The organism is Roseibium litorale (genome assembly GCF_014842915.1).
In the GTDB taxonomy this organism is placed as follows: domain Bacteria; phylum Pseudomonadota; class Alphaproteobacteria; order Rhizobiales; family Stappiaceae; genus Roseibium; species Roseibium litorale.
In genome coordinates, this window is the sequence record NZ_JACYXI010000002.1 from 241,616 (window position 1) to 262,510 (window position 20,895).

The window sequence follows — 20,895 nt, forward strand, 5'->3', positions numbered from 1 at the left end:
CCCTTCAGGGCCATTTTCTTGCCCCTCAAGGTCAAAGGACCTAGGACGCGGGCTGTACGCTGTTCCTGCGCTTTTGCATGTCGTCGAAGCGGATGCGCCATGCTCTGTATTCCGACCCCGCCTTGTATCCGGCGAGCCAGATTGCATCGTCGTCGGGGATCGCAATCCCGTCATTCAGACGCGCCTCAAATTGCATTGCCCGTTTGAACCGGCCCTCCGGTGTCTGGAAGTCAGACAGCGTGTGAACTTGGGCAGCGGGCTTAGGGAGAGGCTGAGGGGCCTTGAGGTTCGCCATGATGGCGGCTTCTTTTTCACTCAAGGCCTTCGGCTCACGCCGCTTACGAACGTCGGAGGCAGCTCTTGTCTGCGGCGTAGCGTGTTCATCCCGCTTGACCGGGAACGGAACCACCTCGGCGCGGGTCTCGTTCAGCACGGCGCGGAGCGCGTCACGCGGGCCGATTTCCTTCATGGCTTGCTTGATCGGCACCATCTGCTCGTCCAGGAAGGCTTTCTGTATCGCCCTTGATCTGGAGATGGTCTCCACCGGATCAGCCCCGGCCAGATCCGCGCAGATCGCGTGGCCCAGGAACGTCAGGCCCTCCGCATCGAACAGCCAGATCCGGCCAAGGTCTTTCGGGTCCATCCGGCAGAGCACCTGCGTTCCTGGCATCTCGGCACAGTCCGTCAGCACATATCGCTCGTTGTTGACCCTGATGCCTTCCTTGGTCACCGTGCGTATGCCGTTGTTGCTGGGGACGGCTGCCAGAAGAACGTCCAGGGCCTCCGGATCGACCGTAAGCACCCTGGCGGCAGACGTTGCCGCCTTGGCTTCGGGCGTCATTTTCTTCAGGCCGCCATGCGGGTTTCTGCCGTAGACGTTTTCCGCCCACTCGTTCGCCATGGTCTGCAACTCCTCCGGCGACACATCGACGCCGAAAGCGTCGTACTCGTCGAGCCCAAGCCGTTTGGCGAAAGCTTTGCGCCCTTCGATGACCGACCGCTCCCCGACGTTGTGCCCAACGAAACCCGGCAGCAGCTCCACAAAGCCATGCTGGAAGGTCTTGATGACCCGTTCGACGTGGGGCTTCTTTTCTGGCGAATATGGCGGGCACAGCAGGTGCTCGATGTTGAGTGCTTCCAGCAGGCGGACAGTCGACTTCGCCTTGAAATCAGAACCGTTGTCCGACTTGATCGCGTCCGGAACGCCCCATTTCATGATAGCTTCACGGACCAGCAGGCCAACAGCATCGGCTCGCGGAGTACAGGAAATCAGGAAGATCGCCCGGCGCGACCATACGTCGATACAGGCATAGACGTTCCACCGGCCTTCCGTCGTCAGCATGTCAACCGGCGAGGCGTCAATCTCCCAGAGTTGATTGAGTTCAACGATACCGGCGGATGCCCCGCCAACCATCACGGCGCGGTCTGTGTTCTTCCATCCATCCGGATCTGTGTGCCGCTTGAGCGCACTGGCATACTCCAACTTCCAGCGCGCCAGCGTGTGCTGGAAGGTCCGGAGAGGCGGCATGTCCCGCTTTGAAATCTCGCCCGTTTCCGGGTTGACGATCTCAATCTGCTTGCCGAATTTTTCTTCGGCCATGGCCTTAAGAACGTTGGCCTTGAAATGCGGCTGCTGAAACAATGCCGCCATGACGTAGGACTTCAGCTTGCCATTCTCTGCCTTGTCCAGGACGCCACTTTCCTTGCGCGCCTCTGCCGGGTGATAGGCAAGCCGGTTCTGATCTTCCGAGGCCTGCGCCCTCCACCGGGACAGGCTGCGCAAGGAAAGAGACTTGAGAGTGTGGTAGACCCAGCCGGGTACCGGCGCTTTTCTCGCGCCGTAGATTTGGATAAACCAATGATCGGCGGCAGCCTGGAGCATGCCGCTCTGGACGCGGAACCTGTCCGCCGCCCGAAGCACGATCAGCTTCGCATTCCGCTTCCGTTCGGCCTTGTGGTCGTTGTCCAGATCGTCCGAAGACTCAAGGATCAGATCCTCGCCCCGAAGCTCCACGAAGCCCGCGCAATACTGCAGCCGCTGGGGCAGAGGCAGGAGGTCGATGTGGTACTCGAAACCGCCGCCCCGGCCCTCACGCCTACGGGCAAGACGCGTCTCTGCCCAGCCTTCACGCTCAGCCAGTTTGATCACACCCATCTTTGAAGATGGAAACCCGTCCAGCTTAAGATCCGCGAGTTCCTGAGCGTTTAGCCAAATTCTCATAGCTCAGGCCTCCTCGTCCGTGTTCTGGCCTGACCGGCGGTCGCGGGTGTGGGCGTAAAGCTCCTGCCACGCGATGCCGTATTGCAGCTTCAGAAGGGGATCAGGGGTCCGGTGGCGGTAGATTTCCGACTGGTACCGCCTGCGCACGAGCCGCAGATTGCAGCCCTTGTGATCCTCGTCGCAGTCGGCCAGCTGGCAGCTGAAACAGGGATGCACATCCATGAGTCGCACCGGCCTGCCGTAGATCGTGAGGTTTGGAGTGCCCATCATCGTGTCCCCCGTGCCTTCAGTTGCAGGGTGCGCTTGTAGTTCCCGATCATCCGCTCGTGGTCTTCGATCAGCGCCAGCTCGATCACGTTCTCGTAGCGCTTGGGCACCACAGCCATGTCGAAGCCTTCTGCAATAAACCCGAGCAACTCGGTTTTGCCGGTCGCGTGGATGAGGGCAATAAACCGCTCAACCGTGATGTTGTTCCCGTCCTTCGCTTCCGAGGCATAGGCTTCCAGCATCGCTTTCGAGACCGGCGTTCCAAGGCGCTCGCTCATTTGCGCGGCCACTGAGCCCCGGTCCTTGCCGCACTCTTTCAGCGCCTTGGCAACGGCGCGGCTGATACGGGATCCGAGCCGCGAACCGGAGATCGCCCCCGGTTCGAACCCGACGCTCACCTTGGGCGGCACCCAACCGGTGAACATGTCGATGGTGAAGTGATCCCGTGGAGTTGTGCGCTTACTCATCCAGCCAGCCCTCCTTGCGGACCAGCTCAAGGATCTCAGCCTTGAAGCCCCGGAACAGAACGGCCCGGAAAGGCTTGCCCAGCTTGGGCAGATAGGAGGCGACGGTCTGCCGCCGCTTTTCGTCGTCGCTCTCCGGCTTGCGTCCGTCGATCAGGGCAAGAGCTTCGGCAATGGAGCCAGCTTCCGGCTTCTCGCCCAGGATCAGCCCCAGCACCTTCGCCTGGGTTTCGGCAGACAGCCCGGCAAGGGCTTTCAGATCGCTTTGCTTGCGGGCGAAATCCGTGCCCTTCAGGCGTTCGCGGGTTTCCGGGGACAGCCCCTCAAAGATCTGCACCGCCAGCTCAACAGAGCGACGGGAAAGACCGGTGCTTTCCGACGCATTCTGGCAAAACGCAAAGATTGCGACTTGCCTATCCATGCCTCCGGTATGCTGATTTCCACGCTTACCGCCATGCTTGGTTTCGGGGTGGAGCTGCTCATAGATGCGCTTCATTTCTGCAAGGCTTTCGCAGCGTTCAAGCGCCGTAAAATCCTTGCGTGCCAAATTCTCCATGATCTCGTGGAGCCGGTAATCATGAGCCTCAAGAACGCCGCCCTCTTCGGTCAGCACCCGCGCCTCAATCTCATTCCATTTCGCAATTTTGGCGGCTGTCAGCCGGTGTGCACCTGCAACCACGGTGAAGCGGTTACCGGCGGCAACAACGTCAATCGGCGTTTTCTGCCCCAACTCGCCAAACATGGCGGCAAGGCATTCCGCCCACTCCTGATCCACGTCACGGATACGCCCGTCTGGAATGTCGATCAGGGAAACTTTGATGGACTGATACGTGATCACGTCAAACCTCTTATTCGGGCTTTAAAAGGTCCGGGCGGCGGGCTGTACGGGCCCTTAGGTGCCGCCCGGCAAGTTGGGGAGGATCAAATGGGGGGATGGGTGTCAGCGCTTGCGCTGCTCAACCTGATCCGGCCAATCACCGAATTCCCGGTCAGCCTTGCGCTTGGCATCGGCCAGTGCGGTCACCACCAGCGCGGTCCCGCCACAGGCGACGGCACTGACCACGGCTAATGCGATAAGGGAGGCGCTCATTGCCCCGCTCCCGGCAGCACAAAGCGGGAAAGAGGCTCAACCATCCACCTTGCGTCACTGACCGGAACAAGATTGAGATACGCCGCATCGCCCTCGGCAATACCGAGGTCCAGGTAAATGCGGGCATGGCAGAAAGACAGGCTTGTCCGCGCGACCCGGATAGTGTGGCCCTTGGCGGTCTCCAGCGGGTCGGTTTCACCCTGGAAGACATACTTGACCCCGGCTTTACTGACCTTGGTCAACACATAGCCTTGGGCAATGGCCGTCTGCGGTTGCCCGGATTGTGTCAGACAGGAAAGGGACATTATGCCGCCTCCCTGTCTGCCAGATCACAATTGCTGTCTGCGCTGCGATCTGCTTTTCGCCTTTCCAGGCGCGTCCCATTGGTGCTACTCAAAATACGAGTGGTGCGGATCGGATAGCGTTCGGGCCAAAGCTCTGCCGGTTTCATGACAAGGAAATCGGCGATAGCTGTTTCGGCCTTGCGGTTTGCGCGTGTCCAGACCTGGCTAAAGGTCTTGATCGTGATGCCCGCCCGGCTTGCCAATTCGCCGAGCGTCATCGATTGACGATGAATTTCGGCGACGATGGAAAACCGGTCCCATCCATTTGGCGGAACGTGTTTGGGTTTTGCCATTTGAACCCCTCTGAAGGAAAACGGCTTGCTGCAACAGGCCGTTTTCTTTGGACTTTTGGTGTGACTATTCGGCTCGAACATTCGCGCCGACAGAAGGGAGATTGTGCGAAAAATTGAACTTGGTCAATTCAAAAAATTGAATTGTTCAATTTTTCGCACTTGTTTCATGGAAACAGTCGGACAGCGTATTAAGTACGCAGCTGAAAAAATTGGCGGATTAGACGCGCTCGCGACGGCGACAGCCATCAAGCGGACGACAATGTTCTATTACGCCCGAGACAAGACCGAACCCAAAGTGTCTGCCCTGGTGGAAATCGCCAAGGCGACTGGTGTTTCTATTGAGTGGCTTGCCGTTGGCGATGGAGACGTATTGCGGAAGACGGAGGTGCACGTTGAGGAAGCATCAATCAACGATATCCGGAGGTTGATCTGGAACATCGCCGAAACCTACTGGGAGCAGACGCCCAAGAGGATAAAACCAAAGGTTTTCGCGGACAAATTTCTAGAGACGTTTGACCACCTACTCACACGGAAGAACATCGATGGGAACTCGACTTCCGAAGTAATTCAGTTTTCCGCTCAACAGCTGAAACGCGCATCCGGTTCAGACGCTCAATAAGCGTATCGAAGTCAGTGACACGATAGCCAATTTCAGGCAGTGCGCATGACGCGATTACACGATCCCGGAACACCTCCGGCTTACAGCCGAGCACAGGGTAGATCCGCCGGAACGGATTGCCTCTGAAGGCCCAAAGACAGGCGGGCCAAAGTCCTTGATCTTTCAGAAAGGCAGCTATCGCGATGAGCCCGAGGGGACCGGCCTCCCCCCCTCTAAATTCCGGTAAGATATAGCACGCATGCATCTCACCCGGCACATTGATGGCAGAGTCACCGTTGGGCTTCGCTACAGCGAAACCGGCGATAACATCACCGACCAAGAGGGTGAAAAGCGATGAGCCATCCGGACTATCAACGAACCATCTTGACCACTGTTCGAGCCGGAAATTGTAGTCCCGCGCCTGGTGCACCTTATCGGGCATAAATGCATAGACCTCACGCCAGCACTGGACATGGATCTGAGCAATAATTTCGACGTCAGCACAGTTGGCGTGACGCACATATGTAGTTGTAGACATGATAAAAACTCCCCCTTAAATTGCAAATGTCTGGATTGCAGGGAGGTAGTTAATTCATGCGTGACAATGCGCTTCGACAGATTATTACGGAGCACGCAATTGGCAAGACACAGCGCATTTCTTTGCCCGTAATAATTGCCACTGCGTTCGCGATGGGAGTCGGTTCGGCGGCCAGCTTTTTCGCATGGTCATCTGACCGTCTGTCCAACGACGACCTTGCCAAACTGGCCGAGTTGGCCTCCTGCTCCACGGGCCAACCTGCGTCGACACTCTGGGCTGTCGCTCATAATGGCGACGGCTGGCTTCCATCGCAGCAGGTGGAGACTGTCAGGCGTTTCTTAATTGACATCGACATCGACCGTTGCAGTGTCCGGGAGGCCGCGAACGCTTACGCTAACAAGTCCGAAATCTGGGCTTTTTCTCCAGACAACAGAAAAGACGGAACGCTGGTATCCAACGACCGTTGATCCAGCCCCTTTGCTCGCATTTATCTTGCCAGATAGGCGGCTGATCAGCTCCGGCAGAAATGCGCTTTCAGGCGGAAACATGGACACGATCTTCCCGCTGGGCTGGAGCGCCAGAGACCAGCAGTCACCGCATTCGCTTTGCAGGTCGACGAGCGAATAGGGAGCCGTGACTGCAACGAAAGTGTTGTCGCCAATCCTCTTGACCACCGGCACGAATGAGGACCCGGAAGTCCGGCCAATGACCGGCTCTCCGATAAACAGTTCTGGCGTCGAAATAGCCTGCCTGAAATAGATCCTGTCGGCAAGGTTCAGTTCATTGGGGGGATACTTGTAGCTGTCATGCAGCAAAGTCCCATCTGGTCCAATGACAATTATCGCCCTGACGCCGGGAACCCTGGTGACGATCCGCTTCAACTCAGCGTGAATCAATCGGTCAACGCCCACGGATGACACGATAAACGACGCTGCGTCGATTGCCTGTTCCGTGGCGTAGAGCACACGTTCCGCCGCGAGCTGATTTGACCTTGCTGCTCGTGACGTATCCATGATCAGGAAGTCCGTTTCGCCCAGATCCGTGTCCTGTGCCAAAGCTGGAGCAATCATCAAGAGCCCTGCAAGCCCCACCAATCTTAATAAGCCCATGAAATCACCCGATAAAATACACTCCAGAACAACCTATTCAGCAACCCTAAACAAGGGTAGTAATCAGGGCATGCCCATAGGTTGTATTTATACGTAGCCAATTTAGGCTCGGAATGCACGATATTCAGAGCGTTCGCGGGTGCCACGTTCAGAAAGTGTTCGCCAAATATGTATTGCCGGAAATCAGCAAAAATCTAGATCGACCCACTATTTTCCTCCAACGCCCTTAATTACAAATTCGTAAACTTCCAATATTTTAACATAACTATCCCAAGTAATATCAAGACGCAGCAACTCCCCCCTCCTCGTAGTAATAAAAGTCCTACCATCGTAAGAGTTTTGCATAATGATACTGCTTCCCTTTTCCTTTGATATAGGACCTTTTGTTAGCGGAGCTTTATGGTAGTTTTTGTCTGCCTTCCGAATGATTTCCGCACTGTGAGCCACCGCATGGCGGGTTTGCTCCCATTTAGGGAAATTTCGATTAAACAGTTCATTCGCTTTGGGAAATACGTCAGAACTATGAAATCTTTTGGTCAACGACGCTCTATCTGACCATTCCATTGCCTCATCCAAGCATTCAGCAAACTGGTACAAACGATCTATCACACCATGCGCAGCAACTATTCCCCAATCTCCGAATACACCTATTCTCTCAATCGGACTGTGGGCTTGACCACTCTCATGACCAGAGAGCAAATCCCTATGCACGCTAGCCATTTGAGCGAATGAGAGATCAGCAAGATGCATGATCGAATAGAACATAGAAACTTCTTTATGCATTCTAAGAACAATGCTACTTAATACCCTAGCCTCTACAACCTCATCGTCGGAAGATTTATTTAGGAAGTATATATTCGGAATATCTGGTTTTCTTTGCATTCAATACATGCCTTATATTAAGAATTTAACAAAACTTAAGTTGAGTATCTGATAAACTACTCCAATCTCTCTTCCATAGAATTTTAGTTTTTCTCGGTTTAGCTTGTTAGCGAAGCAACAACCAATCAATTTTCGAGGCACAAAAAAGCTAGATTTTTCTGACCCGCTAAAACGCATAGCACCTGAAACCAGGACAGCCTCGATTCGAATATGTTGCATGTCAAGAAAAGTTCACGCTTTGGAAACGGCGGAAAGAAAGTTGAAAAGTTTACAGTTCGGAACTCACTGTCAATCGGGGGAACTCAAAAACACCGCAGAAACCATACGCTCTGAGGAACTGTAAACTCCGTCGATAAAAGTCGTTTCAGTTTATAGTTCCAGTTTCCGCTCTCACTGATTCCATTGCGCTTTTCCGATTTGCGCAATTTCGTTTGGCAGCCCATCCGCTGCGGTCACGCCAAAAACCTTGCGCGCGCACCTTCATGGCGCACCCCGACAAACCGCTCAAAAAACGGCGCGTTTCCGCCAAAAACTAGCCAATCCCACCTAATCCCGGCTTTTCCCTATCCGCCACTATCTCTTGCGCGTTACAGCTCCGGTGTGAAGGTCACCGTCAGAGTGGTCGAGCCGCCCGCTGTAACAGTGGCCGCACCGAGCATCAGGCCGGTCACGGCCACGTTGCTCTGGGCGCTGACATTGGCCGCAACGCTCGGGGATGTAAGCGTCAAGGGCGCAAGGCCTGTGTTGCTGACCGTATAGGTGACGGTGGAAGCCGTTCCCGCGGTTCTGGCTGTGGAGAGCACCGTTGTCCCGCCACTTGCAACAGCTCCCCCTTCCGAGCCGGACAGTCCGATCTCGGGAAGCGCACCGGCGGTGCCGGAAACGGTCACGTTAAACGGGTTTTCGTCGCTGTCATTGTTGGTGAGACTCAGATCGAAGGAAAAACTGCCGGACACCGTTGGGGTATAGCTGACGGTCAGCGTTGCGGTGCCGCCACTTGCTGCAACGGTGGACGTATCCAGCGTGAGGCTGTTGACCGTGACATTGGACTGGCCGCTGATGTTCGACGCGACGGTTGGGGCCGTCAGCACCAGCGAATCTGTTCCCGTATTCGTGATGGTGTAAGTCAGGGTTGAAACCGCACCCGCCGACTTTGTTCCCGTCAGCGTGTTTGTTCCGCCGTCAGCAACAGCACCGCCATCCGAAGACGAGACCTCGATCTCCGGTGTGCCCGAGGCTGTCCCTGAAACCGTGATATCGAACGGGCTTTCATCACTGTCCGTATTGGTGAGGCTCAGGTCAAAGGAGAAGGCGCCTGCGATTGTTGGGGTGTAGGCCACGGTCAAGGTGGTCGTTCCGCCATTGGCGGCAACGGTGGCCGCACCAAGCGTGAGGCTGTTGACCGTCACATTGGACTGGCCGCTGATGTTCGACGCGACCGTCGGTGTCGTGATGGTCAGATCGCCAAGACCCGAGTTGGTGATCGTATAGGTGACCGTGGCAGGCGTGCTTGCGGTCTTCGTTCCAGAGAGCGCGTTGGTCCCGCCATCGGAGACGGCTCCGCCTTCCGACGAGGAGACCTCGATCTCCGGTGCACCCGACGCGGTTCCCGAGACCGTGAAGTTGAACGGGTTCTCGTCGCTATCGTTGTTGGTAAAGGACAGGTCAAAGGAGAAAGCGCCCGCGATTGTTGGCGTATACTGGACCGTGAATGTCGTCGTCCCGCCACCGGCCGCAACCGTCGTTGATGCAGGGGCCCCAATCGTGCCGACAGACACATTCGACGGCGTTCCGGTGACGCTGGCGGTCCCCAGCGTCAAAGCGCCGGTGCCCGAATTGGTCACTGTGTATGTGACAGTTACGGCAGTGCCCGCGGTTTGTGTCCCCTGGGCATTGGTTCCGCCATCCGTGACAGCGCCGCCAATTGAAGCAGAGACCGCAATTTCAGGAGCCAGACTGGCGGGCGGATTGATTGTGATCGTGACCGTGTCGGCGGTCGAGGCGGCCCCGTCATCATCGGTGACGACCAGACTGAAGATATGGGTCACGGCCGTATCATTCGACGTCAGAGAGCTGTCGGTGAAGGTCGGGCTGGCGGCGGAGGCACTGCTCAACACTGCATTACCTGCGGTTCCCGTCCCGCCGGTGCGCGTCCAGGCATAGCTCGCAATGGTGCCATCGCTGTCGGAACTGCCCGAGCCGTCGAGCGTCACCTGCGTGCCCGAGGTCACGGCCTGATCCGTGCCCGCATCCGCAACCGGCGCCGCATTGGCGGGCGGATTGATTGTGATCGTGACCGTGTCGGCGGTCGAGGCGGCCCCGTCATCATCGGTGACGACCAGACTGAAGATATGGGTCACGGCCGTATCATTCGACGTCAGAGAGCTGTCGGTGAAGGTCGGGCTGGCGGCGGAGGCACTGCTCAACACTGCATTACCTGCGGTTCCCGTCCCGCCGGTGCGCGTCCAGGCATAGCTCACAATGGTGCCATCGCTGTCGGAACTGCCCGAGCCGTCGAGCGTCACCTGCGTGCCCGAGGTCACGGCCTGATCCGTGCCCGCATCCGCAACCGGCGCCGCATTGGCCGCCCCATATTCAACACTCGCAATGGTACTGTTCGTGCTGCCTGCCGGTCGGGTAATGGTAAAACTGTAGGTTTGCGAATTGGCGGTCCCGCTGACGGTTACACTGCAACTTGATGCCGTCGGGCAACTGTAGTCTGTAGGCGTAACTTCGCTACCGTTTCCTGAAAAGCTTACTGTAACACCAGATCCAAGTGTTATGTTGTACTTAATATTAGTGGAATTATATACTTCTGAAATAACGACTATTTCTTCCGACCCCGTGTAAACTTGATCGCAAGAAGGCGAGCCGCCTAGTTTCATTGAAAGAAAATCGCCCGTACCAAATGAGGACGGGCTACAGCTATAGGTGGCTGCACTGGCTTCGTGTGCAAACCCCAATGCAACCAAGAAAAAAGACGCTGAAAAAAATTTAGAAATAAACCGCACCTGAAAGCGCTCCCGAATTCGCTTTTCCAAACCCATCGAAAGCGGTGCTGCCGACAACCAAAGACATTATTGAGCGCGACTTTCCTCTCCCGAAACTTCTGAGTTCCATCGTTATAACTCTACGGAAGTGGCGTCAGCCTCCATTAAAGCCCCAAATTGAAATCCACTCGTCAAGAGGCGGAAAACGTATGGCAACTGCGTCATGCCAATGCCATTGTTGTGACACATGAGGAAACGATTGCAATCGAAAAAGTGTCCCGCTTCAGGAGATGCACTTATTAGGTGCGGGTAGTGTTGAGTTTTTGCAACTCAGAACGAACGGGAGACCTGCTTGAACAGGAAGTCATTGTGTATTTCGCATAAGTTTCTGTTTTTAATAGAGAATATAAACTATCGCTCTTTTTTCTCACGTTGAAGTCCGCTGTCCTCCAATGGCATTTCACCGATGATAAGATATTGTTTTGTTGAAGTTTTTCAATATTAAGTTGAGATAAATCATTCACGCAATTTATGAATCATCTAAAGCCATTTGCGCCGGTTCACGTAGGTGCCCAGGCTGCAACTTGTCAGATCCATTTTGGTTGCGCTTTTGATAATGTCTCTATACGGTTGCGATTACTCTAGGGCATCAGAAGGCGCAAAGCTGACTGATAAGGGAGGAAATTGACCAGCCCGCGAGTCGTATTTTTTAATTTTGGGAGACGACATGTCCGAACCCTTTCTTGCAGAAATCCGGATGGTCGGGTTTGACTTCCCGCCACGCGGCTGGAGTTTCACCGACGGCCAGATCCTTCCCATCAACCAGAACCAATCACTGTATTCCCTGTTGGGAACCACCTATGGTGGAGATGGAAGAACCACCTTCGCCTTGCCTGACCTTCGCGGTCGAACGCCCGTACATCGGGGGGAAGGGCAAACGCTCGGTCAAAAGAGCGGGGCCGAAACGGTCACCTTGACCGTGGCGGAAATGCCTTATCACATGCACTATGCGATAGCGCAGTTGTCAACGGGCAACCAGCGCAACCCCGAGAACCATTATCTCAGCGCGCCATCGATTGTCGGGTTTTCAACCTATGCGGATTACACCAGCATGAATGCAGTCGTTTTGAAAAGCGGAACGATCGCGAACACCGGCGGCAGTCAGCCCCATGACAACATGCAGCCATACATCGCCGTGAGCTTCTGCATTGCTCTTCAGGGGCTTTTCCCATCCCGCAATTAGGCCCTCAATTCAGGGAGGAATTTTCATGTCTGAACCCTTTGTGGGCGAGATTCGTATGTTCGCCGGCAATTTTGCGCCGCGCGGCTGGGCTTTTTGCGACGGCCAGTTGCTTGCTGTGTCGCAAAACGATGCCTTGTTTTCTCTGCTTGGAACGGTCTATGGCGGCGATGGCCGGACGACTTTCGGCCTACCAGATATGCGCGGTCGAATTCCCATTCATCAAGGAACAGGACCCGGCCTGAGCCCCAGGCGCCTGGGCAGCAAGTCGGGCTCTGAAACGGTAACCCTGACAGTCAACCAGCTTCCCAGCCACAGTCACGATTTCTCTGCCAGCACGGCGCTGGCTGAAGAGGACAGCCCGGCGGACCGCGTTCTCGCAAGAGTTTCCGGCTACAACCTCTACAATAAGGACACCCAGACGACGTCCCTGAATACGGCAAGTATCGAGAACATCGGCGGCAGCCGCAGCCATACCAATATGATGCCGAGCATTTGCGTGAGTTTCATCATGGCATTGGTCGGAATTTACCCCAGCAGGCACTAGGAGAAGGCAATGTCTGAACCGTTTATTGCGGAAATCCGGATCTTTGCCGGAAACTTTGCGCCCAGAGGCTGGGCTTTTTGCGACGGGCAACTGCTGCCGATCTCAAATAACACCGCACTTTTTTCCCTGATCGGGACCACCTATGGCGGCGATGGCCGCTCGACGACGGCGTTGCCCAACATGGAAGGCCGAGCGCCCATGCACCCTGGCCAGGGGCCAGGGTTGACCGGACGGCGTCTCGGCCAGCGCCTCGGCACGGAAGTCGTCACGCTGACAGAAGCTCAGATGCCGTCTCATACGCATAGTCTGCGCGCCTCCGGCACCCGGGGAACACAGGAAAATCCGGAAAACACCACGTCGCTGGCGGCCACCTTTCCGGTTGCCGCGTACAGCTCCTCGGACACCTCGTCAACCTATATGTCCTACGAAACCTTGTCTGCCACCGGCGGGGGGCAGTCGCATGAAAACGAGCAGCCATATCTGGTGCTGAATTTCATCATCGCGCTCGTGGGCCTCTACCCTTCCCGCTCCTGACGGAAGGGCTTGAGTTACGGGGATTCGCAAGAGTGCTCTCGGCTTTTAGGTTTTTGAAGCGAACTGTTTTTGGACCGCCGGCGCTTCTGGCCGACGGCCCCTTAATTTAGTCCGGCAGGTTTCTGCGCCTGGATAGACGTGCGCATTTTTGGGATCTGCCGAAGTCCAGAAACAAGGACGACCGATATGCAAACTGATGAAATCACTTCTGACGGGCTGCCGCAGGAGGCCGCGGGCGCCGCAGCTTATTTCCGGATCTTTGTCGCGGCGGTAAACACCTCCGGAACGCTCGGCTATTTTGACCAGACCTCCGAGAACGGGCCCTATTCGGGCAGCTTCACCCCCCTGACGGGCGACGCCTACGTGCCAGCTACCCTCCGGGCTGGGACGACGACGAACGGCTATGTCGCCCTTCTGGCAGAAGACAATGCGACCGGACACCTGAGCTTTATCCGGGAGGAACCGGAAGGCACGGACCGGTTTGAAGTGCCGCTCGATCTCGGGCTGCCTGCTGCTGGACCTTGCAAGTCGACCGCCATGATCCGCGGCATTGATGGAATGATCAATGTCTTCGCTGTCTGCGCCGATCAAACGATCTGGTGGAAGTATGCGAACTCTTATTCCGTCCGCGAAGAAACGATCACGACCACGCCTCCTGGAACCGAGACTCCGATTGAAGTGACCGTTCCGGTGCGAGTGCCGCCCGATCAGGCCTGGTCGGACTGGCAGCAGTTGCCAGGGGCCCTTGTGTCCCTAAGCGCCTTTCACAATGCCGACGGACGGATCTGTCTGGTTGGTCTGAATGCGTCGCAGGTTCCGTACCTGAACATGCAGACCAGTGATCATCCGCAGCTTCCTGAGCATTGGGCGGGATGGGAGAATATCTCCGGCGGCCTGACAGGCTTCGAACAAATTACGGCAGCGATTTCCGGCAACGCCATCGCGCATATCTTTGCCCGGATCGGCTCGAAGATCTATCAGCGCGTCCAAACCGAGGTGGATGGATCTGAGTTTACCGACTGGGTTCTGTTCTCCTCATTCCCCGATACGGTATCTACCCTCACCCTCGGACCTGCCCGGAACACCGGTCTCTATCTGGCAGCCCAGGTTGGCAGCGCGATCTACGGCTGCAATGAGATCATGGATGGCAGCGGCAGCTGGACCCAACCTGCTATCATTGCCCATATGGACGGGAACTGCACGTTGAGTCTGTGGCCGAATGCCGACGGTCAGCTCAGCCTCTTTGCGCTTCAGAGCGCAAGCAGCACCCTTTTCTGCATCACCCAGCTCGTTTCAGACCGCTGGTCGGCAACCTGGCAGCCAATTGGCGCGGCTCTGACTGGCTTTGCGCTGACGAGTGACGTGACGCCGAACCCCTGATCCGGTGAGGGGTCGAGCGCGTGAAGCAGACAGAGGTCCGGCCGCATGACAAAGCATTGGCCCCTTTTGAAACGGGCCGCCCGGCATCAGGTTTCCTACAGATCTCTGACGCAGGACGATATGCCGTTCCTGCGGCGGCTCTACAGAAGCACGCGGGAGGCAGAGCTTGCCCGCGTGCCCTGGAGCGAACCGGAGAAGCAGGCTTTCATCGACATGCAATTCAATGCGCAACATGCGCATTACCAGCAGCATTATCCAGATGCGCTTTGGCTCATCATCGAACAGTCCGGCTTGCCCATCGGCCGGCTGTATCTTGAGCGCTGGCAATCCGAGCATCGCATTATTGATATTGCCCTCATGCCGGACATGCGCGGCAGCGGTATCGGAAGCGCCTTACTGGGAGACCTGATCGAGGAAGCCAGTGAAGACGGAAAAGCCGTCGGAATTCACGTTGAGAAAATGAACCCGGCCATGTCACTCTACCGCCGCCTCGGCTTCGAGACGGTGGAGGACAAAGGGGTTTACGACCTTTTGAGATGGGAGCCAGTTTCCTGAAAGGAATCGGCGCTCCTGCTTGCCTCTCAGGTGAAAATCACTTCGTACTGAAAACCCACGTTCTTCTCGGCGACTGGAACGACAAAGAAGTCGTGCTGCCCCAGGCCGTCATGGCCAAAACGATAAATCGATTGCGGCAGGAACGGATCGCTCGGCCCTTGCCAGAGCAAGGAGAAGGCACCGCCTTCCCGAAGGCCCGATCCCATGGCCTTGACTTCCACTAGCATCAGATCAACCGCCTCGTTTCCGGCGGAAACGGAAAAGACCTCGCCTTCTACAGGCTTGAAATCATCAATGGTCAATTGCTCGAGAGTCCGCATGAAATCACCTTCTTCAAAACCGGCAAACGTTATCTGGATTGAGCAGGAGATAACCTCACAGAAGCTCCCGCTCCTCTCCAAATCCACCTTCAGCCTATTTGTAAATCACGGCTTCTATCGTTGCAATCAACCCTTACAGCAATTTATGGTCGCACGCCGAGATCCTGCCGCCCGTAAGCTTCCGTGACAACCAGTCTTTAAAAAATGCTCCCTCCCTCTTGAAGCTATAGTGGCTAGAGGTCCTACACATGGGTCAATCAGGAAAGGATTGCCCCATGACCAGTCCCATGCAGACCCGTTTCAGGGTGTCCGGTATGGATTGCGCAAGCTGCGCCGCCAAGATCGGCACGGCGGCCCGCCGGTATCCCGGTATTGAAGACGCCGCAGTCTCCGTTGCAGCGGCCACGTTGACACTCACGCATTCGCGCGAAGCAGATCTCCAGGGGCTCAGCCGCAAGATCGAGGGGCTGGGCTATGATCTGGTCCCCCTTCCCGCGCCCTCCCCCTCCGGCAGGTCTGCTCCGGCTGCGGCTCACCCTCACGCAGAAGCCTGCGGCTGCGGTCATCCCCATGGAAGTGATGATGAGCCTCATTCTCACAGGGATTCCAAAAGCGGCAAACAGGAACATCATGACGATGACGATCATGGTCAGAATCATGGGCACCACCACGAACCGGTGGAGGGGGCCTGGTGGAAGAGCAAGAAGGGAAAGCAGACCCTTCTGACTGGCGCCGCGCTGGTCCTTGCTTATTGTGTCACCTTGGCGGTACCTGCCCTGGAGCCCAATGCCTTCACCCTGGCCATGCTGTTTGGTCTGGTTCCGATCGCCCGGCGTGCCTTCATGGCGGCCAAGGCGGGCACGCCTTTTTCCATTGAAATGCTCATGACCGTTGCTGCCACTGGCGCGGTTGTCCTCCAGGCAACAGAAGAAGCGGCGATGGTCGTGTTCCTGTTCCTGATCGGCGAGCTTTTGGAAGGCGTTGCCGCCAGAAAGGCCCGGGATGGTATTACGGCGCTTAGCGCCCTGGTGCCCAGGACGGCCTTTGTGGAAACGGGCAAGGGGATTGAGGAAGTGCCTGCCGACAGCCTTCAGGTTGGCGCCCTCATCCTGGTCCGGCCAGGCGACCGGGTTCCGGCGGATGGCACAATCGTCTCCGGAAGCAGCTCTTTGAACGAAGCGCCTGTGACCGGGGAAAGTGTCCCGGTTCACAAACAGACCGGAGAGCCTGTGCTGGCGGGAACCGTCAATGGCGATGGGGCCTTGAAGGTTCAAGTCACGGCTGCCGCTCAAGACAATACGATTGCCCGTGTGGTCAAGCTGGTGGAGGAAGCCCAGGAAACCAAAGCGCCGACAGAACGGTTTATCGACCGGTTTTCCCGCTATTACACGCCGGGTGTGGTGGCCATGGCAGCGCTTGTGGCTTTCCTGCCGCCGCTTCTGGCCGGTGGAGCGTGGGATGAGTGGGTCTATAAGGGTCTCGCCATCCTTCTGATCGGATGTCCCTGCGCCTTGGTGATCTCGACCCCTGCGGCGATCGCGGCTTCCCTGTCTGCCGGGGCGCGCCGCGGTCTCCTGATGAAAGGCGGCGCGGTTCTGGAGCAACTCGGCCGTCTCACCGCCATTGCTTTCGACAAGACGGGCACCCTGACCGAAGGCAAGCCTCAGGTGACCCGTGTCCTGGCCTTTGAAAGGCCGGAGGCCGAGGTCCTGAGCCTGGCAGCCGCGCTTGAAACCGGCTCCAGCCATCCGCTGGCTGAGGCAATTCTGACCAAAGCAAAGGCAGATGGTCTTTCCATCCCTGCGTCTGAGACCAATTCGGCTCTCGGAGGCAAGGGCGTTCGCGGTCTGGTCAATGGCGAAGAGATCTTCCTGGGCTCCGTCAAGGCCGCCGGGGAACTGGCTGATCTCCCGGTTGAGCAGTTGAACGCGATCACGGCTTTGCATGATCAGGGGCAGACCGTGTCCGTGCTCATTGCAGGCGGCAGGCCCGCGGGCGCCATCGCCATGCGCGACGAGCCGCGGGACGATTCAATCCAGGGTCTCCAGCTGCTCACCTCCGCCGGTATCCGCACTCTCATGCTGACCGGCGACAATGCCCGCACGGCCAAGGCGGTCAGCGAAAGGCTCGGCATCGAAATGCGTGCGGACCTTTTGCCAGAGGACAAGCAGCGCATCGTGACAGAGCTGAAGGGGCAAGGCTTCGTGGTCGGCAAGGTCGGTGACGGTATCAACGACGCCCCTGCCCTTGCTGCCGCTGACATTGGCATTGCCATGGGCGGCGGCACGGATGTGGCTCTGGAAACCGCTGATGCCGCCGTCCTTCATGGCCGGGTGTCCGATGTGGCTGCCATGATCCGCCTGTCGCAACGGACCATGCGCAACATCTTCCAGAACATCACCATCGCGCTCGGGTTGAAAGCTGTTTTCCTGGTGACCACCATCGCCGGGATCACGGGGCTTTGGCCTGCCATTCTGGCGGATACCGGGGCGACGGTGCTGGTCACGCTGAATGCCTTGCGGCTTCTGCGTCCGGTGCGGTGACAGCCCGTTCAGGTCTTCCTGCCGCGAGTGGAAAGCTGAGCGTTACCACCGTGCCCTCTCCCGGCACCGAGGCAATCCGGACATCGCCACCGGATTGCCGCATGAACCCATAGACCATGGCCAGTCCGAGACCAGCACCGCCAGTCTCGGACCGTGTGGTGAAATAGGGCTCGAAGGCCTTGTCCACGACCTCCGGCGACATGCCTGTGCCACTGTCTTTCACGCTGATCTCCAGAAAACGGCCAGAGAGGCTCGCGGCAATGGTGATCGTTCCGCCGCCCGGCATAGCGGCAGAGGCATTCAGGCAGAGGTTCAGGATCGATTGCTCGAACAGGGCCGGGTCGATCTGAACCGTCGGGAGGTCTGGCACAGTCTCCAGACGAACCGCGCAGTCTGGCCCGACCGCAATTTCCAGAACATCGGTCATGCCGCGCAGGAACGCCGCAACATTCAGAGGCCTGGGATTAATCGGCTGCTGGCTGCCCACCGACAACATGCTGCTTGCCAGCGCCCGGCCACGGTCGGCCGCCTTGCGGATGCGGGCGATGTGGCGTCGCTGCTTGCCGTCAAACCGGTCGTCCCGCTCCAGAAGCCCAAGGCTGCCGGTGATGATGCCGATCATGTTGCCCACTTCATGGCTCACCTGATGGGTCATGCGCATGAAACCATCCAGCCGCTGCGCCTTGGCAGCTTCGGCTTCCTGCCGGTCGGCCTGGGTAATGTCCCGCGCAAGCAATATGACGCCGCCATCTGCCTGTCTCGACAGGGAGATTTCCGTGACGCTGCCGCTGATGTCCCGGTGCCGGACGGAGGCGGAGCCGGCCAGAGTGCCAGGGGAACCTTCTCCCGGCAAGAGATCCGGATCAATCTCCGGAATGGACTCGACAAAACGGCGCAAGGCCATCTTGCGGGCAGAACCGTTCCGGCCCATCAGCTGGATCACACGCCGGTTCATGGTAATCGGCTGACCGGCAGGATCGAACAGCGCAATCCCTTCATTCATGCTGCGGAAGGTGGAGCGGATGGTGCGGGCCGCCGCTTCTGCGGTCCGCCGCAAACGGGTGACACGCTCAACACTTTCCCGGAAGGCGCGAAAGGCATCGCGAAGCTGCAACAGCTCGCTCTCGTCGCCCTCATAGTCGGGCGGCCCTACATCCTTGCGTCCCTTGGCCAGCCCGTTCATGCCCTGCGCCAGCTCGACGATCCCCCGGGACACGCGCATCACGGTGCGGATGGAAAGGATTGCCGCGATCATCACCAGCAGCGCCACAAGGGCTGTGGCCGTCAGAAACCGGCTCAGGCTCTGGGAGGCGGACTGGATGTTTGAGTCCAGCGTGCGGGTGACGATCCCGGACTGGGTCTCGGTGGCTTCCGAGAGGTCTCTCGCCACCTGGTTCAGCCGCACCACCGACGAGCGGATGGCATACATTTCCAGAAGATACTGGGTCTGGGCGTCGAACACCTTGTCATAAGGAACGAGCATATCCGCAGGCAAAGGCGGCGGTCCGGCAATCGTGTCGACCGGCATCGTCTCCTGAACATATCTCCGGCGCAGTTCTCCGAGCTGAAACAGGCTGTCCGCGGTGGAGACGAGTTGCACGATGGAGTTTAAGCGGCGTCTCAGGTCCTTGTTGGAAATATCGCTGCCAACAGCGATTTCGCCTAAAGCTGTGGCTGCCTTTGCCTTGTGCTGCTGGGCGGCTTCCGCATTGGCCGCCAGAAGCAGCGTCTGCTCGCGGATGGCCTGCAGCAGGGAGATGATCCGCTCTTCCGCCGCGCCATAAACGGACCCGCCGGAGGGCTGGCGTTGAACGGCCGCCAGCAGCGTATCCGCCTGTTCCACCAGGGCCCGGCTCTTGGCAGACACCCGATAGGGAGATGTGGCGTTGATCAGGAACGGTGCACTGGACACAAGGTCCGACACCTGCCGCGAGACAAGAGAGGCCTTGGCAAGGCTGGAATAGGCATCCAGCCTGTAGGCGGTCATCTCGTCCCGCGCCTTGGCAAGGCCATAGATGGCAATTGCGGACAGACAGATCACCAGCGCGCAGATCAGCCCGATGGCAAAGGGCAGACGGAAGGCTATGGAGGCTAGAAACGGGCGGCTGATCACGGAACCTGAGGCCCGCCCCCGTCGAGATGCAGGATATAGCCTTTGCCGCGCCTTGTGCGGATGTGCCGGGGCAGATCCGGATTGGGCTCGATCTTCCGCCGCAGCCGCAGCACCAGAACGTCCACATTGCGGTCGACATGACGGTCTGTCTCTGCACCGAGCTGTTCCAGGATCTGCGCACGGCTGACCGGTTTGTCCGGTGTCGAAGCCAGGATTTCCAGCAGCGAGAATTCGGCGGACGTGAGCGTGCGGCTTGGGTCGCTGTTGCAGGTGGCCCGGCGGTTGGCGAGGTCCACGGACCAGTCGCCCAGGATCAGATGACCGCATCCGGTGACGGAAACAGGTTCAGGCACGGGCTGCTCCGTGCGGATGGACGGATTGGTCCGGCGCAGAACGGCCTTGATGCGCGCTGTCAGTTCAATCGGTTCGAAGGGTTTGACGACATAGTCATCGGCAGCCGTTTCCAGGCCCAAGACACGGTCCGCGGCACTGCCTGCAGCCGTCACCATGACGATGCCTACGTCCCGTTCGCTCCGGAGCCTCTGGGCAAAGGTGCGCCCCGATGTGCCGGGCAGGTTGTGATCGACCAGAACGAGACTGACATCCTGCTGCGCGAGAACGGCCGCGGCCTCCTCTGCCGACCCGGCACAGACCGGATCCCAGCCTTCTGCTTCTATTAGATCGCAGATGAGCTCCGACATGTCCGGATCGTCCTCAACGATCAGGATTCGAACCTTTTGACTCAGCACGCTTCAGTCCTCCCGCACGCATCATAGAAGCACGCGCTGGGAAGTTCAAAGTCCTGATTTTCCTTGGGTTTGTAACAATTGTAACAATTGCAAGAGCTGAAACCATTTTACGGTTTCC

The 20,895-nt window shown here is 57.7% G+C and carries 20 protein-coding genes; 7 read left to right on the forward strand and 13 right to left on the reverse strand.

Annotation, left to right across the window (positions count from 1 at the left end; all coding sequences use genetic code 11):
* Positions 1-40: 40 nt before the first annotated feature.
* The 7 genes from IG616_RS05165 to IG616_RS05195 all read right to left on the reverse strand — a co-directional run bounded on the left by IG616_RS05165 (position 41) and on the right by IG616_RS05195 (position 4,679).
* Positions 41-2,221, reverse strand: a complete 2,181-nt coding sequence (locus tag IG616_RS05165) for a DDE-type integrase/transposase/recombinase (RefSeq protein WP_192147065.1) — start codon at positions 2,219-2,221, stop codon at positions 41-43.
* 3 nt (positions 2,222-2,224) lie between these two features.
* Positions 2,225-2,491, reverse strand: a complete 267-nt coding sequence (locus IG616_RS05170) for a hypothetical protein (protein WP_192147066.1) — start codon at positions 2,489-2,491, stop codon at positions 2,225-2,227.
* Entirely contained in the window at positions 2,488-2,955 is a 468-nt protein-coding gene (locus tag IG616_RS05175) for an adenine nucleotide alpha hydrolase family protein (protein WP_209007293.1), read from the reverse strand. The genes IG616_RS05170 and IG616_RS05175 overlap by 4 nt, the downstream gene beginning before the upstream one ends.
* Entirely contained in the window at positions 2,948-3,790 is an 843-nt protein-coding gene (locus IG616_RS05180) for a ParB/RepB/Spo0J family partition protein (RefSeq protein WP_209007294.1), read from the reverse strand. The genes IG616_RS05175 and IG616_RS05180 overlap by 8 nt, the downstream gene beginning before the upstream one ends.
* 102 nt (positions 3,791-3,892) lie before the next feature.
* Complete coding sequence (locus IG616_RS05185) at positions 3,893-4,042, reverse strand: hypothetical protein (protein WP_192147067.1); 150 nt, start codon at positions 4,040-4,042, stop codon at positions 3,893-3,895.
* Positions 4,039-4,347 carry a hypothetical protein gene (locus tag IG616_RS05190; protein WP_192147068.1) on the reverse strand — a complete coding sequence of 103 codons (309 nt, stop codon included), beginning with the start codon at positions 4,345-4,347 and terminating at the stop codon, positions 4,039-4,041. Before IG616_RS05190 ends, IG616_RS05185 begins: the two co-directional genes overlap by 4 nt.
* Positions 4,347-4,679: a helix-turn-helix domain-containing protein gene (locus IG616_RS05195; protein WP_192147069.1), complete on the reverse strand. Its 333-nt coding sequence runs from the start codon at positions 4,677-4,679 to the stop codon at positions 4,347-4,349. The genes IG616_RS05190 and IG616_RS05195 overlap by 1 nt, the downstream gene beginning before the upstream one ends.
* Positions 4,680-4,782: 103 nt before the next feature.
* Here IG616_RS05195 and IG616_RS05200 point away from each other — a divergent pair, with 103 nt between their 5' ends.
* Complete coding sequence (locus IG616_RS05200) at positions 4,783-5,298, forward strand: helix-turn-helix domain-containing protein (protein WP_192147070.1); 516 nt, start codon at positions 4,783-4,785, stop codon at positions 5,296-5,298.
* Between the two features lie 855 nt (positions 5,299-6,153).
* Here IG616_RS05200 and IG616_RS05205 read toward each other — a convergent pair.
* The 3 genes from IG616_RS05205 to IG616_RS05215 all read right to left on the reverse strand — a co-directional run bounded on the left by IG616_RS05205 (position 6,154) and on the right by IG616_RS05215 (position 10,853).
* Complete coding sequence (locus tag IG616_RS05205; protein WP_209007295.1) at positions 6,154-6,885, reverse strand: PDC sensor domain-containing protein; 732 nt, start codon at positions 6,883-6,885, stop codon at positions 6,154-6,156.
* 246 nt (positions 6,886-7,131) lie between these two features.
* Positions 7,132-7,806 carry a hypothetical protein gene (locus IG616_RS05210; RefSeq protein WP_192147071.1) on the reverse strand — a complete coding sequence of 225 codons (675 nt, stop codon included), beginning with the start codon at positions 7,804-7,806 and terminating at the stop codon, positions 7,132-7,134.
* A 587-nt stretch (positions 7,807-8,393) separates the two neighbouring features.
* A complete protein-coding gene (locus tag IG616_RS05215) occupies positions 8,394-10,853 on the reverse strand; it encodes a beta strand repeat-containing protein (protein WP_343072345.1) in 2,460 nt (819 codons plus the stop codon).
* 670 nt (positions 10,854-11,523) lie between these two features.
* On the opposite strand from IG616_RS05215, the gene IG616_RS05220 reads away from it, so the two are divergent.
* The 5 genes from IG616_RS05220 (at position 11,524) to IG616_RS05240 (ending at position 15,052) form a co-directional block, all read left to right on the forward strand.
* A complete protein-coding gene (locus IG616_RS05220) occupies positions 11,524-12,039 on the forward strand; it encodes a phage tail protein (protein ID WP_192147073.1) in 516 nt (171 codons plus the stop codon).
* Between the two features lie 25 nt (positions 12,040-12,064).
* The gene (locus tag IG616_RS05225) at positions 12,065-12,583 is read left to right on the forward strand and encodes a phage tail protein (RefSeq protein ID WP_192147074.1); all 519 of its coding nucleotides are present in this window, start codon (positions 12,065-12,067) and stop codon (positions 12,581-12,583) included.
* A gap of 9 nt (positions 12,584-12,592) precedes the next feature.
* Positions 12,593-13,117, forward strand: coding sequence for a phage tail protein (locus IG616_RS05230; RefSeq protein ID WP_192147075.1), 525 nt, complete (start codon positions 12,593-12,595; stop codon positions 13,115-13,117).
* A 186-nt stretch (positions 13,118-13,303) separates the two neighbouring features.
* The gene (locus IG616_RS05235; RefSeq protein ID WP_192147076.1) at positions 13,304-14,497 is read left to right on the forward strand and encodes a DUF8189 domain-containing protein; all 1,194 of its coding nucleotides are present in this window, start codon (positions 13,304-13,306) and stop codon (positions 14,495-14,497) included.
* A 45-nt stretch (positions 14,498-14,542) separates the two neighbouring features.
* Positions 14,543-15,052, forward strand: coding sequence for a GNAT family N-acetyltransferase (locus IG616_RS05240; protein WP_192147077.1), 510 nt, complete (start codon positions 14,543-14,545; stop codon positions 15,050-15,052).
* 26 nt (positions 15,053-15,078) lie between these two features.
* Here IG616_RS05240 and IG616_RS05245 read toward each other — a convergent pair whose 3' ends face one another.
* On the reverse strand, positions 15,079-15,372 hold the full coding sequence (locus IG616_RS05245) for a DUF6916 family protein (protein WP_192147078.1): 294 nt from the start codon (positions 15,370-15,372) through the stop codon (positions 15,079-15,081).
* Positions 15,373-15,647: 275 nt separating this feature from the next.
* Between IG616_RS05245 and IG616_RS05250 the strand changes: the two genes are divergently transcribed.
* Positions 15,648-17,915, forward strand: a complete 2,268-nt coding sequence (locus IG616_RS05250; RefSeq protein WP_192147079.1) for a heavy metal translocating P-type ATPase — start codon at positions 15,648-15,650, stop codon at positions 17,913-17,915.
* Here IG616_RS05250 and IG616_RS05255 read toward each other — a convergent pair.
* Both IG616_RS05255 and IG616_RS05260 read right to left on the reverse strand, forming a co-directional pair.
* Positions 17,875-20,028, reverse strand: a complete 2,154-nt coding sequence (locus IG616_RS05255; RefSeq protein ID WP_192147080.1) for an ATP-binding protein — start codon at positions 20,026-20,028, stop codon at positions 17,875-17,877. The two genes, IG616_RS05250 and IG616_RS05255, sit on opposite strands and share 41 nt — an antisense overlap.
* Complete coding sequence (locus tag IG616_RS05260; protein WP_192147081.1) at positions 20,025-20,777, reverse strand: response regulator; 753 nt, start codon at positions 20,775-20,777, stop codon at positions 20,025-20,027. The genes IG616_RS05255 and IG616_RS05260 overlap by 4 nt, the downstream gene beginning before the upstream one ends.
* Positions 20,778-20,895 lie beyond the last annotated feature (118 nt).

What these genes read in the sequence shown, in the direction of transcription:
- IG616_RS05165 (WP_192147065.1), bottom strand. Translation starts at nt 2,221, where the DNA reads ATGAGAATTTGGCTAAACGCTCAGGAACTCGCGGATCTTAAGCTGGAC.
- IG616_RS05170 (WP_192147066.1), bottom strand. Translation starts at nt 2,491, where the DNA reads ATGATGGGCACTCCAAACCTCACGATCTACGGCAGGCCGGTGCGACTC.
- IG616_RS05175 (WP_209007293.1), bottom strand. Translation starts at nt 2,955, where the DNA reads ATGAGTAAGCGCACAACTCCACGGGATCACTTCACCATCGACATGTTC.
- IG616_RS05185 (WP_192147067.1), bottom strand. Translation starts at nt 4,042, where the DNA reads ATGAGCGCCTCCCTTATCGCATTAGCCGTGGTCAGTGCCGTCGCCTGT.
- IG616_RS05190 (WP_192147068.1), bottom strand. Translation starts at nt 4,347, where the DNA reads ATGTCCCTTTCCTGTCTGACACAATCCGGGCAACCGCAGACGGCCATT.
- IG616_RS05195 (WP_192147069.1), bottom strand. Translation starts at nt 4,679, where the DNA reads ATGGCAAAACCCAAACACGTTCCGCCAAATGGATGGGACCGGTTTTCC.
- IG616_RS05205 (WP_209007295.1), bottom strand. Translation starts at nt 6,885, where the DNA reads ATGATTGCTCCAGCTTTGGCACAGGACACGGATCTGGGCGAAACGGAC.
- IG616_RS05210 (WP_192147071.1), bottom strand. Translation starts at nt 7,806, where the DNA reads ATGCAAAGAAAACCAGATATTCCGAATATATACTTCCTAAATAAATCT.
- IG616_RS05215 (WP_343072345.1), bottom strand. Translation starts at nt 10,853, where the DNA reads ATGGGTTTGGAAAAGCGAATTCGGGAGCGCTTTCAGGTGCGGTTTATT.
- IG616_RS05220 (WP_192147073.1), top strand. Translation starts at nt 11,524, where the DNA reads ATGTCCGAACCCTTTCTTGCAGAAATCCGGATGGTCGGGTTTGACTTC.
- IG616_RS05225 (WP_192147074.1), top strand. Translation starts at nt 12,065, where the DNA reads ATGTCTGAACCCTTTGTGGGCGAGATTCGTATGTTCGCCGGCAATTTT.
- IG616_RS05230 (WP_192147075.1), top strand. Translation starts at nt 12,593, where the DNA reads ATGTCTGAACCGTTTATTGCGGAAATCCGGATCTTTGCCGGAAACTTT.
- IG616_RS05235 (WP_192147076.1), top strand. Translation starts at nt 13,304, where the DNA reads ATGCAAACTGATGAAATCACTTCTGACGGGCTGCCGCAGGAGGCCGCG.
- IG616_RS05240 (WP_192147077.1), top strand. Translation starts at nt 14,543, where the DNA reads ATGACAAAGCATTGGCCCCTTTTGAAACGGGCCGCCCGGCATCAGGTT.
- IG616_RS05245 (WP_192147078.1), bottom strand. Translation starts at nt 15,372, where the DNA reads ATGCGGACTCTCGAGCAATTGACCATTGATGATTTCAAGCCTGTAGAA.
- IG616_RS05250 (WP_192147079.1), top strand. Translation starts at nt 15,648, where the DNA reads ATGACCAGTCCCATGCAGACCCGTTTCAGGGTGTCCGGTATGGATTGC.